Source organism: Micromonospora sp. NPDC000668 (assembly GCF_042897975.1).
Classification (GTDB): domain Bacteria; phylum Actinomycetota; class Actinomycetes; order Mycobacteriales; family Micromonosporaceae; genus Micromonospora.
The window spans coordinates 1,947,479-1,959,596 of record NZ_JBIAYP010000001.1 but is presented as its reverse complement, the minus strand read 5'-3'; the positions used below and the strand labels follow the sequence as shown (position 1 = coordinate 1,959,596).

The 12,118-nt window shown below is 69.9% G+C and carries 13 protein-coding genes; 10 read left to right on the top strand and 3 right to left on the bottom strand.

The window, feature by feature from the left end; genetic code table 11:
• Positions 1–9: 9 nt before the first annotated feature.
• Complete coding sequence (locus ACFY29_RS09125; RefSeq protein WP_328419377.1) at positions 10–138, bottom strand: hypothetical protein; 129 nt, start codon at positions 136–138, stop codon at positions 10–12.
• 811 nt (positions 139–949) lie between these two features.
• Between ACFY29_RS09125 and holA the strand changes: the two genes are divergently transcribed.
• The gene (holA, locus tag ACFY29_RS09120; RefSeq protein ID WP_386984701.1) at positions 950–1,930 is read left to right on the top strand and encodes a DNA polymerase III subunit delta; all 981 of its coding nucleotides are present in this window, start codon (positions 950–952) and stop codon (positions 1,928–1,930) included.
• Positions 1,927–2,412, top strand: a complete 486-nt coding sequence (locus ACFY29_RS09115) for a hypothetical protein (RefSeq protein ID WP_386984496.1) — start codon at positions 1,927–1,929, stop codon at positions 2,410–2,412. Before holA ends, ACFY29_RS09115 begins: the two co-directional genes overlap by 4 nt.
• A 16-nt stretch (positions 2,413–2,428) precedes the next feature.
• On the opposite strand, the gene rpsT is transcribed toward ACFY29_RS09115, so the two are convergent.
• Positions 2,429–2,695 carry a 30S ribosomal protein S20 gene (gene rpsT / locus ACFY29_RS09110; RefSeq protein WP_109818418.1) on the bottom strand — a complete coding sequence of 89 codons (267 nt, stop codon included), beginning with the start codon at positions 2,693–2,695 and terminating at the stop codon, positions 2,429–2,431.
• Positions 2,696–2,877: 182 nt separating this feature from the next.
• Positions 2,878–3,867, bottom strand: a complete 990-nt coding sequence (locus ACFY29_RS09105; protein ID WP_386984494.1) for a phosphotransferase — start codon at positions 3,865–3,867, stop codon at positions 2,878–2,880.
• Positions 3,868–3,928: 61 nt separating this feature from the next.
• Here ACFY29_RS09105 and ACFY29_RS09100 point away from each other — a divergent pair, with 61 nt between their 5' ends.
• The 8 genes from ACFY29_RS09100 (at position 3,929) to ACFY29_RS09065 (ending at position 12,022) form a co-directional block, all read left to right on the top strand.
• Complete coding sequence (locus ACFY29_RS09100) at positions 3,929–4,465, top strand: DUF4240 domain-containing protein (protein WP_328419370.1); 537 nt, start codon at positions 3,929–3,931, stop codon at positions 4,463–4,465.
• A 145-nt stretch (positions 4,466–4,610) separates the two neighbouring features.
• A complete protein-coding gene (gene lepA / locus ACFY29_RS09095; protein WP_386984491.1) occupies positions 4,611–6,488 on the top strand; it encodes a translation elongation factor 4 in 1,878 nt (625 codons plus the stop codon).
• Between the two features lie 488 nt (positions 6,489–6,976).
• Entirely contained in the window at positions 6,977–7,261 is a 285-nt protein-coding gene (locus ACFY29_RS09090; RefSeq protein ID WP_328419366.1) for a GlsB/YeaQ/YmgE family stress response membrane protein, read from the top strand.
• Positions 7,262–7,638: 377 nt separating this feature from the next.
• The gene (locus tag ACFY29_RS09085) at positions 7,639–7,923 is read left to right on the top strand and encodes a GlsB/YeaQ/YmgE family stress response membrane protein (protein ID WP_091410004.1); all 285 of its coding nucleotides are present in this window, start codon (positions 7,639–7,641) and stop codon (positions 7,921–7,923) included.
• A 232-nt stretch (positions 7,924–8,155) separates the two neighbouring features.
• Positions 8,156–9,445, top strand: a complete 1,290-nt coding sequence (locus ACFY29_RS09080; RefSeq protein ID WP_328419364.1) for a sugar ABC transporter substrate-binding protein — start codon at positions 8,156–8,158, stop codon at positions 9,443–9,445.
• Positions 9,442–10,425: a carbohydrate ABC transporter permease gene (locus ACFY29_RS09075; RefSeq protein WP_386984488.1), complete on the top strand. Its 984-nt coding sequence runs from the start codon at positions 9,442–9,444 to the stop codon at positions 10,423–10,425. Before ACFY29_RS09080 ends, ACFY29_RS09075 begins: the two co-directional genes overlap by 4 nt.
• Entirely contained in the window at positions 10,425–11,255 is an 831-nt protein-coding gene (locus ACFY29_RS09070; RefSeq protein ID WP_328419360.1) for a carbohydrate ABC transporter permease, read from the top strand. Before ACFY29_RS09075 ends, ACFY29_RS09070 begins: the two co-directional genes overlap by 1 nt.
• A 125-nt stretch (positions 11,256–11,380) precedes the next feature.
• A complete protein-coding gene (locus ACFY29_RS09065; protein WP_386984485.1) occupies positions 11,381–12,022 on the top strand; it encodes an MOSC domain-containing protein in 642 nt (213 codons plus the stop codon).
• Positions 12,023–12,118 lie beyond the last annotated feature (96 nt).

Below are 12,118 nucleotides of genomic sequence, written 5' to 3'. Positions count from 1 at the left end.
GGGCGCCGGTCAGCCGGTGAGGAGGTTGACCAGGATGCCTGCGGGGATCGACGCGGCGACCCCGGCCAGGAACCACCAGATCTGGGACTGCTGGCCCCTGCGGGTGGTCTCCACGATCGTCGTGATGCCCCTCAGCATCTCGTCAGGTGTCGGCGAGTGAGCCGCCATCGTGGCCCGCGTGGAAAGGTTCGACGCGGGCGCCTCCGGTCGCCGGACCCGGCTGGTCGCCGAGTGGGAGTCGCGTGCTGCGACGCACGGAATCGGGGGCCTGCCTCGCCCGGCCGTGCGGCCGGCCGTTCTGACGGTCTCCCCCATGGTGCCGGCCCGGTCTGGTGCGGATACGACGGCGGCGCGTCGGTGGTTGGTGGGAACCATGGCTCAGGCAGGTCGTCCAGCGGAGGTGGGGGCGGCGGTGCGGTGGTGCCGCGCCACGGAGCGCTCCCCACCCGGATATCTCCGTCGCCCGGCCGGGTCTCGCTCGTCCCCTGGTCGTGCTCGCCAACATGGCCGGGGCGCTGGCCGATCGGAGGGACGTCCTCCAACCTTCTCGCTTCGACGATGTTCGCGCTGCGTCCGGGTTCGACGACGTTCGCACGGCGTCCGACCCTGGTGAGGAGTACAGCCGTCGACAGCAGGAGGAGGTCGAGCGCGACCGCGACGACAGACCACGGCGTCGGAACGAAGTAGCCCGCCATGCCGACTGCGATGGCCGCCGCGATCGAGAGCCGGGATGCGTTTCTCACCCGGGTAATCGAAGCACTTCAGTGCATCGGACGCTACGCACGACATGGCCTCGACATCAGCGCTCGCTGGTGCTGTTGCCGTTCACGTCTGCCGTCTTATGCATTAGATAATGAAATGGGATAAATGTCGGGATTTGCACTGAGTGCGGGCTGCGCCGTGTGAGCGGCGAATGACCAGGCACGATCCCACCGTGGGCCGTGCGAATATGGGCGGCGTGACCCCCGCCAGCCTCGCCCCCATTCTGCTCGTCCTCGGCGATGAGGAACTGCTCGCCACGCGCGCCGTGACCGAAGCGATCGCGAGGGTCCGCAGCGTCGACCCCGAGGTGGACGTCCGCGAGTATCAGGCGAGCGCGCTCACCGTCGGCGAGATCGCCGAGATGCTCAGCCCGTCGCTGTTCGGCGGGCGGCGGCTGCTCATCCTGCGCTCCGGCCAGGATGCCCGCAAGGACCTGGTCACCGCGCTGCTCGCGTACGCGAAGAACCCCGACCCGGAGGTTCAGCTGCTGGTGCTGCATCTGGGCGCTGCCAAGGGCAAGGCATTCGCCGACGGGCTGCGGGCGGCGGGCGCGACGGTGGTCCCGGCGGCGAAGCTCAAGGGGCACCGCGAGCGGGTGGCCTTCGTCCGCGACGAGATTCGCCGGGCCGGTGGCAAATGCACCGACGACGCCGCCGAGGCGCTGATCGCGGCGGTCGGCAACGACCTGCGCGAGCTGGCCGCCGCCTGCTCCCAACTGATCGCCGACACCGACGGGCGGATCAGCGCCGACACGGTCTCCCGCTACTACCGGGGTCGGGTCGAGGTGACCGGCTTCACGGTGGCGGACGCCACCATGGTCGGCGACGTGCCGGCGGCTCTGGAGGCGCTGCGCTGGGCCCTGCACGTCGGGGTCGACCCGGTGCCCATCGCCGACGCCCTGGCCGACGGGGTGCGCACGGTGGCCCGGGTGGCGTCGGCCGGGCGGGGCAACCCGTACCAGCTCGCCAGCAGTCTCGGCATGCCGGCCTGGAAGATCGAGCGGGCGCAGCGACAGGGGCGCGGCTGGACGCCTGAGGGCCTGGTCCGGGCCATGCAGGTCGCCGCCGAGTGCAACGCGGCCGTCAAGGGCGGCTCGGACGATCGGGCGTACGCCCTGGAGCGTGCCGTCTTTTCGGTCGCGGCAGCCCGGCAGGGCAGCGGCCGGTGACCGGGCCGAACCGTACGGCGTGGGCCACCATCCCCGCCGATGAGGAGCGTTACCGGCCGCTCTACGCCCGGCTCCTCAACCTGCGGTTCGTCAACCCCGGCGGGGTGCTCTGCTTTCTCTTCTTCGAGGGCACCATCGCGCTGGCCGCACTGCTCGCCCTCGCCGAGCTGGTCACCTGGTGGTCCGTGCTGGTGCTGCCGGCCGTGGTGGCGGTGATGGTCAAACTCAACGACATGGTGGCCGCGATCGTGGTCCGCTCCGCCGCGCTCGTGCCCGAGCAGGAACGGGATCGCTTCCGCCGCCAGATGGAGCCGGTTGTCGGCCGGGCCCGGGTGGAGTGGATCTCGCACAGCGTCACCGGCGTGGTGATCGACGCCGATCCGGCGCGGCCTGTTCGCCCGGACCGGGCGGACCGACCGACGCCAGCGACCGAGGCTGGACACACGGAAGCCCCGGACCGGAGTCCGGGGCTTTCCGAATAGGTCTGACGGTGAGTCGTCAGGCGGAGAGAGCCACCACGCGCTTGGCGATCGCGGACTTGCGGTTCGCGGCCTGGTTGGAGTGGATCACGCCCTTGCTGACGGCCTTGTCCAGCTTGCGCGAGGCGTCCTGCATCAGCGCGGTGGCCTTCTCGACGTCACCGGCCTCAGCAGCCTCGTTGAACTTCCGGACGGCGGTCTTCAGCGACGACTTGACCGACTTGTTGCGCAGCCGGGCCTTCTCGTTCTGCCGGTTGCGCTTGATCTGGGACTTGATGTTCGCCACGCGACAGCCTCGTCTTGATAGCTCGGGTTGGTCAGCTTATGCGCGGGATGACGAACATGCGTCATCGCTGCGCGAAGAGCCAGGTTACCAGGTCGCCCGGGACGAGCCAAAACGGCCGGCCACCGCGCGGCCGAACGCGTCGATCACCCGGCCCATCGAGGACAAGTTTACGCCCCGGCCGGTCACCGCCAGCCCTGGCGGTGGGCGAGCCAGTCGAGTGCCTGCTCGCCACTCCACCGCTGGTGCGCGGGCAGATGCGGCGAGGCCGTCACCGGCGCTGCCGCGGCGCCGGTGAGGTAGTAGCCGGCCAATGCGGCCAGGGTGGCGTCCAGCGCGTCCGGGGGTGCGCCCGCGGTCACCGGGTGCGCGGCGAAGAGCCGGTCCGCGTCCAGGCCGCCGGCGTACGCGGTGATCAGCAGGCCGGCCAGATCGAACCAGGCCGGCCCGTGGCAGACCCAGGTCCAGTCGCAGAACCAGGCCCGGCCGTCCGCACCGATGAGCACGTTGTCCACCCGCAGGTCGCCGTGGATCAGGCCGGTCACACCGGCGGCGTACCGGGGGAGGCGGGACTCCAGCGCCACCAGCTCGGGCAGCCGGTCCCGCAGGGGCGGCGGCAGCACCGGCGACGGCTCCCGACCGGCCGCGACCTCCTCCCACCAGAGGATGTCCGACCGGGCCAGGTCGGCCAGGTGCGGCAGGCCGAGTGCGGTCAGCTCGACCGGCGGGTCGGCCAGCGCGGCGGCGACCTCGGCGTACCCGGCGAGCGTGGCGTCCAGCTCGGCCGGCACCCAGGGCAGCTGCGGCGTGTGGCCGTCGACGGCGTCGGTGCACAGCACGAACCAGCCGGCCTCGGACAGCGTCCACCGGGGGCGGGGCGCCGGCAGACCGGCCGGCAGCCGGTCGAGGATCGCGGCCTCCCGGGCGTACCAGTCGACCAGGTGCGGTTGCTCGGCGGCGGGTGCGGCCTTGACGAAGACCCGGCCCCCGTCGGCGGTGCCGAGCACGGCGGCGAAGCCCCGGGTGAAGCCCGCGCCGGCGACCCGGGCGGTGACCACCGGCGCGCCGAGCCGGTCGGCGATCGCGTCCCGCAGCGCCGCCGGCAACGACGGCCACGACGGGCGCAGCGCACTCGCGTGGTACGGGACCGGAGGCAACGGGGTGGGGGACGACACCCCACCATGCTGCCCCGGGGTACGTGCGCGGCGTGCGGCGACACTGCGAGACTGCCAAGCCATGAGGACCGAGGACTTCTGGCAGCTGATCGACCAGGCCCGTGCCGGCGGTGGGGGAGAACCGGGTCCGGTCGCCGCGCGGGCTGTCGCGCTGCTCGCCGAGCGTGACCCGGAGGACATCGTCGGATACGCCCGGCACCAGACGCGGGTGCTGGCCGCCTCGCACAAGGCGGATCTCTGGGGAGCGGCGTACCTGATCAACGGGGGTGCCTCGGCGGACGGCTTCGAGCACTTCCGGGGCTGGCTGATGACCCAGGGCCGGGCGGTCTTCGCGCGCGCGGTCACCGACCCGGACTCGCTGGCCGAGCTGCCCCAGGTGCGGGCCGCCTCGCTCAGCGGCGAGGAGTTCTCCGCCGAGCACATGTTGGCGGTGCCCTGGGACGCGTACCGCAAGGCCACCGCGGCGGAACTGCCGGCGGACCGGGAGCCGGTGCGCGCGCCGGACCTCAACGACTTCTGGGACTTCGACGACGAGGAGGAGGCCCGCCGCCGGCTGCCCCGGCTGGCCGCGCTCTTCGTTGAGCCGCCGATGGAGTGAGCTGTTGGGCGGTTCGGCGCCCAGTGCCGGGGTCGCGGGGTAGGGAGGATCGCCCGCGCAGCGGACGCACCCCGGCGGCGTGGGAGCATAGAGGGGGTCGGCGGCGCGCCGGCCTGCTCACGTCAGCCGACCAGAACGGACCGCTGTGCCACCGAAGCTCGATCCCGGCGCGAACGCTCCTGGTGCCACCGACCCCGGTCGCATCCGGAACTTCGGCATCATCGCCCACATCGATCACGGGAAGTCGACCCTGGCCGACCGGATGTTGCAGCTCACCGGCGTGGTCGACCCCCGGCAGATGCGCGCCCAGTACCTGGACCGGATGGACATCGAGCGCGAGCGCGGCATCACCATCAAGAGTCAGGCCGTCCGGATGCCGTGGACCATCCGCGAGGGCGACCGGACCGGCGAGCACGCGGTGCTCAACATGATCGACACCCCGGGGCACGTCGACTTCACCTACGAGGTGTCCCGGTCGTTGGCCGCCTGCGAGGGTGCCGTGCTGCTGGTCGACGCCGCGCAGGGCATCGAGGCGCAGACCCTGGCCAACCTCTACCTGGCCCTTGAGAACGACCTGCGCATCATCCCGGTGCTCAACAAGATCGACCTGCCGGCCGCCCAGCCGGAGAAGTACGCCGAGGAGTTGGCGCACCTGATCGGCGGCGACCCTGCCGACTGCATCCGGGTCTCCGGCAAGACCGGCGAGGGGGTTCCGTACCTGCTCGACGAGATTGTCCGGCAGTTCATCCCGCCGGTCGGTGACGCCGAAGCGCCCGCCCGGGCGATGATCTTCGACTCGGTGTACGACGTCTACCGCGGCGTGGTCACCTACGTGCGGGTCATCGACGGCCGGATCAGCGCCCGGGACCGGATCAAGATGATGTCCACCGGGGCGGTACACGAACTGCTGGAGATCGGCGTCATCTCGCCGGAGATGGTGAAGGCCGAGGCGCTCGGTGTCGGCGAGGTCGGTTACCTGATCACCGGCGTGAAGGACGTCCGGCAGTCCCGGGTCGGTGACACGGTCACCATCAACAGCCGGCCGGCGTCCGAGGCGCTGGGTGGCTACAAGGACCCGAAGCCGATGGTCTACTCCGGCCTCTATCCGATCGACGGGTCCGACTACCCCAACCTGCGTGAGGCGCTGGACAAGCTCAAGCTCAACGACGCCGCGCTGGACTACGAGCCGGAGACCTCCGGGGCGCTCGGCTTCGGCTTCCGCTGCGGCTTCCTCGGCCTGCTCCACCTGGAGATCATCCGGGAGCGGCTGGAGCGCGAGTACAACCTCGACCTGATCTCCACCGCGCCGAACGTGGTCTACCGGGCGATCACGGACGACGGCGAGGAAATCGTCGTCACCAACCCCAGCGAGTACCCGACCGGCAAGATCGCCGAGGTGTACGAGCCGGTGGTCCGGGCCACCGTGCTGACGCCCAACGACTACGTGGGCGCGGTGATGGAGCTGTGCCAGGGCCGCCGCGGCAGCCTGCTCGGCATGGACTACCTCTCCGCCGACCGGGTCGAGCTGCGCTACACGCTGCCCCTCGCGGAAATCATCTACGACTTCTTCGACCAGTTGAAGAGCCGGACCAAGGGCTACGCCTCGCTGGACTACGAGCCCTCCACCGAGCAGGCATCGGACCTGGTGAAGGTGGACATCCTGCTGCACGGCGAGCCGGTGGACGCGTTCAGCGCCATCGTGCACAAGGACAAGGCGTACAACTACGGCGTCACCATCGCCGCCAAGCTGCGCACCCTGATCCCGCGCCAGCAGTTCGAGGTGCCGATCCAGGCGGCCATCGGCAGCCGGGTCATCGCCCGGGAGACCATCCGGGCGATCCGCAAGGACGTGCTCGCCAAGTGCTACGGCGGTGACATCAGCCGTAAGCGCAAGCTGCTGGAGAAGCAGAAGGAAGGCAAGAAGCGGATGAAGATGGTGGGCCGGGTCGAGGTGCCGCAGGAGGCCTTCATCGCCGCCCTCTCCTCCGACTCCGGTGACGGCAAGGCCGCCGGCAAGAAGTGACCCCGACGCCGGTCCGCCGGCGCTGACTCACGAGAACCGCCGGTACGCCGGCGCTGACTGACGAGAACGGCCGGTGCCCCGGCCGGGCCGGTCGCCACGATCAGGCGCACGGCCGGGGGCACCGGCCGTCGCCGTGTCCGGATCCCGGTGGCCCGTCGCCTGCCGCCCGCCGTGGGCAGAGCGCCAGCACGGCCTGGCGGCTGGCGGCGGGGCTTGCTCGCGACAGGGCGCGCTGGCGACAGACGGCTGACGGCTGGCGGCTGGTGAAGAAAATTTTCTCCCGCCTCGCCGTGCGGTGGGCGACCCGACGAGATGGCCTTCTACCTGGTTGGACGCGCTCCCGTGCCAATCGACGCACCCGACCGGCATTGACGTGTGCCGCTCTCCGTTGAGAGTGAGTCGGTTTGGATTTCTGGTGGGTCGGGAACTTAGCGGTCACGACAGGAAGCACACATTGTGTGTCAGACATTCTTTGAAGGAGGGCGATCGTGGAGCTCACCGTGTGGGGCATCATCACTGCGCTTGTTGTTGGTCTCATCATCGGGGCCCTGGGCCGCCTGGTCGTCCCGGGCCGGCAGAACATGCCCATGTGGCTGCACATGCTGATCGGCGTCGGCGCGGCCCTGCTGGGCACGGTACTGGCGCGAGCCATCGGCATCGCGACGGAGACCAGCGGGATCGACTGGGGTGAGCTGCTGGTGCAGGTCGTCGTGGCGGCCATCGCGGTCGCGCTGGTGGCAGGTGTGGGTAGCCGCCGCAGCGTCACCCGATAACACCCCCCAACATCACCTCGTACCACCGCAACACTTCCGATGGGCGCCCGGCCAACAGGTCGGGCGCCCATCGGCGTTCACCCGGCCGCCCGGGTGACCGCGTCGCGCGATGGCCTCAAGATCCTCGCATTTTCGCCGAAAGTGCTGTCTCAACCCGTTGGGAGGCAGCACTTTCGGCGATGTTGCGCGGATCTTGCTGCATCTCCCGAGAGGCCGGTTGCCGCGGGAGAGCGGTCGCCGGTGGAACACGTCCGTGTATGCCTGATCGTGATCCTCTGGTGGGCAAAGTCGGTTTGGAATTTCGGTGGATCGGGCACTTAGCGGTCACGACAGGAAGCGCACGTTGTGCGTCAGACATTCTTTGAAGGAGGGCGACCGTGGAGCTCACCGTGTGGGGCATCATCACTGCCATCGTTGTTGGTCTCATCGTCGGCGCGCTGGGCCGCCTGGTCGTCCCAGGCCGGCAGAACATGCCGATCTGGCTGCACCTGCTGATCGGCGTCGGCGCGGCCCTGCTGGGAACGGTGCTGGCGCGGGCCATCGGCATCGCGACCGAGACCAGCGGGATCGACTGGGCCGAGCTGCTGGTGCAGGTCGTGGTGGCCGCGATTGCGGTCGCGCTGGTGGCTGGCGTGGGTCGCCGCCGCAGCGTCACCCGATAACGACCTGGCATCACCTACGACCACCGCACTACTGAAAGAAGCGCCCGGCCATCGGCCGGGCGCTTCTTCGTGCTGAAGTGCCCGACTTCGGCCTGATGCCACGGTCCCTTTCGCCGATCCGCTGCGGTACGGTCGCCTCGCTCCGTCGATGCGCCCACTGTCGTAAAGGAATTCTTCGTACTAGGGTGCGGCGTGGAAGGTTAGTTCCAGGCGGCGCGAGGGGAGAAGTGGCGTGAACAGGTGGAAGCGGCTGGCCCCGGTCACTGCCGTAGTGGCCTCGGCCGCGATGGTGCTGACCGGCTGCGGCGGGGGCTCCGATGACGACGCGGCCGACAACAGCAAGCTCACGGTCTGGATGATGGGCGAGGGCGGCGACGCGCAGAACGCCTTCCTCGACGGAGTCGAGACCGAGTTCCGGCAGAAGCACCCCGACACCGACGTGGTGGTGCAGTACCTCCCGTGGCTCGAGGCGCCCAAGAAGTTCCAGGCCGCGCTCGCCGGCGGTGAGGGACCGGACATCACCGAGCTGGGCAACACCGAGACCCAGGGCTGGGCTGCCCAGGAGGCGCTCGCCGACGTGAGCGGGCGGATGGGTGGCTGGACCGACGGCAAGGACCTGCTGCCCGACCTCGTCCGCAACGCGCAGCTCGACGGCAAGCAGTACGGCGTGCCCTGGTACGCCGGCGTCCGGGCCATCTACTACCGCACCGACTGGTTCGCCGAGGCGGGCGTGCAGCCGCCGAAGACCTGGGACGAGCTGGTCAGCGCGGCCAAGGCCGTGCAGGCCAAGAAGCCGGGCACCTACGGCATCGCGTTGCCGGGCAACTCCGAGCTGCCGTTCTACTCCTTCCTCTGGGGGGCCGGCGGTGAGATCGCCAGCAACCAGGGCGGCACCTGGAAGTCCGGCTACACCACCCCCGAGGCGCAGCGGGCGGTCAAGTTCTGGACCGACCTGGTGACCGTGCACAAGGTGGCTCCGCCGGCGGCGGCGGGCTGGAACGAGATCGACGCCCGCACCCAGTTCGCCACCGGCAAGGCCGCGATGGCCTTCGCCGGCAGCTGGCAGCAGGGTGCCATCAAGAAGGACAACCCCGAGATCGAGAAGGTCTGGGGTACGTTCCCGATCCCCGGCCCCGACGGCAAGGCGGCACCCGCTTTCGCCGGTGGCTCGGACCTGGCGATCTGGAAGGACAGCGAGCGCCAGGACCTGGCCTGGGACTACCTGACCGTGCTGCTGAACAAGAAGAACTCGCAGAGCTTCGCGAGCAGCCTCGGCTTCTTCCCGGTCTACCAGGACCTGGTCGCCGGTGACACGTACGCCAACGACAAGATCATGGCGGCGTTCGCCACCACCATGCAGAACACCAAGCTCACGCCGCTCACCCCGAAGTGGGTGGAGGTCAGCCGGACGAAGACGGTGACCCAGGCGATGAACAGCTCGGTCATGAAGGGTCAGAAGACGGTCGAGAAGGCTACCGCCGATGCGGCCGGTGAGATGGAAAGCATCCTCAACGCCAAGTGACCACGCTGACCGAGGCGCCGGAGGCCGCTGCCGCGCGGGAGACCCCCGCGCGGCGGCGCCGCCCGGTGGACCGCCTGCCCTACCTGCTGCTCCTGCCCGCACTGGTGATCATCGGTGTGCTGCTGCTCTGGCCGCTCGGCCAGGTGGTGACGATGTCCTTCTACCGGCTGAACAACGTCCGGCAACTGCGCGGCGACCGGGAGTGGCCATGGGTGGGGCTGGGCAACTACACCGAGATCCTCTCGGATCCGTTCTTCCTGACCGTGCTGCGCAACACGGTCCTGTTCGCCGCGGCCAACGTGCTGCTCACGATGGTTCTCGGCACCCTGGTCGGGCTGCTGCTCAACCGGCTCGGCCGCAAGATGGCCACCTTCGTGGCCAGCTGCGTGATGCTCGCCTGGGCCACCCCGGCGCTGACCGGCACGATCGTCTGGAAGTGGATCTTCGACGACACGAGCGGCCTGGTCACCTGGCTGTTCAACGCGCTGCCGGACGGCCTCTCCAACGGACTGTTCGGCCGCAGTGACTGGACCGGCTACGGCTGGTTCAACTCGCCACTGCTCTTCTTCGCCATCCTCACCCTGGTGGTGGTCTGGCACTCGTTCCCGTTCATCGCGGTGAGCGTGCTCGCCGGCCTGAAGAGCGTGCCGAGCGAGCTGCACGAGGCGGCCCGGGTGGATGGCGCCAGCCCTTGGCGGGGGTTCTGGAAGATCACCTTCCCGCTGCTGCGCCCGGTCTTCGGGATCCTGATCGTGCTCTCCACCATCTGGGACTTCAAGGTCTTCACCCAACAGTTCGTGCTGGCTGGCGGCACCCAGGACCGGCCGACGTTCATGCTCTCCATCTACTCCTACGCGGAGGCGTTCTCGCCGCCGCCGAAGTACGGCCTCGGTGCGGCCATCGCGGTGATCCTCACGCTGATCCTGCTCGTGGTCACCGGCTTCTACGTGCGGATGGTGCTCAAGCAGGAGGACGAGTAGTGAAGAAGGTCGCCCTCAACGCCGCCGGGCTGCTGGTCGCGCTCTTCGCGGCCTTCCCCGTCTACTGGATGATCTCCACCTCGCTGAAGCCGAGCAGCGAGATCTTCTCGGCCACCCCGCAGCCGGTGCCGACCCACCCGACGCTGACGCACTACCGGGAGATCCTGACCGGCAACCTCATCCCCGGCGTGAGCTTCTTCGACTTCTTCCTCAACAGCGCGCTGGTGGCGGTCTCGACGGTGGTGCTCAGTGGCCTGGTCGCGCTGCTCGCCGCGACGGCGGTCGCCCGGTTCCGGTTCAAGCTGCGGACCAGCTTCCTGATCATGCTGCTGGTGGTGCAGATGATCCCGCTGGAGGCGTTGGTCATCCCGCTGTTCCTGATGATCCAGCGGCTCGGGCTCTACAACACCCTGCCCAGCCTGATCCTCACGTACCTCGGCTTCTCGCTGCCGTTCGCGGTCTGGATGCTGCGGGGCTTCGTCGCGGCCGTGCCCAAGGAACTGGAGGAGGCGGCGGCCATCGACGGGGCCACCCGGGCCCAGACCTTCCGCCGGATCCTCTTCCCGCTGGTGGCGCCCGGCCTGGTGGCCACCAGCATCTTCTCCTTCATCACCGCGTGGAACGAGCTGATCTTCGCGCTGACGTTCATCAACGACCAGGGTCGCTACACCCTGCCGGTGGCGATGACCTTCTTCTTCGGCCGGGACGACACCAACTGGGGGCCGGTGATGGCCGCCTCCACCCTGTTCACCCTGCCGGTCATCATCTTCTTCCTGCTGGTGCAACGACGGATGGTCTCCGGCCTGGTCGCCGGCGCCGTCAAGGGCTGACCAGGGCAGGCAACGTCGGGGCTGACCGGACCGCGTGCGGCCCAGGCCGTTTGGGCCGCCACGCCGCGTCGAGTGCGGGTATCGGCGGGCGCGTCGGGCGCAGCGCCGCCACTAGGCTGACCGTCATGACGGGCAGGGTGGCAGCGGTGAACCTCGGCGTGGTGACCGAGGCGGAGTGGGCCGGCGACGCGAGCGGTCGCAGCGGCATCGACAAGCGACCGGTCGACGGGCCGGTGCCGCTGCTCGCCGGTGGCCTGGTCGGCGACTTCATCGCCGAGCGCGCCCACCACGGCGGGCCGGACAAGGCCGTCTACGCGTACGCCGAGGAGGACGCCGCGTGGTGGTCCGCGGAGATCGGCCGCGCCGTCCGGCCCGGCGGCTTCGGTGAGAACCTCACCACCTACGCGGTCGACGTGACCGGGGCGGTGATCGGCGAGCAGTGGGCGATCGGCACGGCGGTGCTCCAGGTGACCATGCCGCGTACCCCCTGCACCACGTTCGCCGGCTTCTGGGGGATGCCCGACCTGATCCGGCGCTTCACCGTGCGTGCCACCCCGGGGGCATACCTGCGGGTGCTGCGCGAGGGGGAGGTGGGCGCCGGCGACCCAATCGAGGTCGTGGAGCGGCCGGCGCACGGGGTGACCATCGGCGAGGTGTTCCGGGCGACCAGCCTGGAGCCGGAGTTGCTGCCCCGGCTGCTCGACGCGGAGGACCTGCCGGTGGCGATCAGGGAGAAGGCCCGCCGCCGCCTCGCCAGCCGCGCCTGACCGACCACCGACCGCGCCTGAGGGCCGGCCGTGCCTGACACTTGGCTGCCCTCGGGGCGGTTCACCCTTGCTCCGTCCGACCGCGCACGCCCCGAA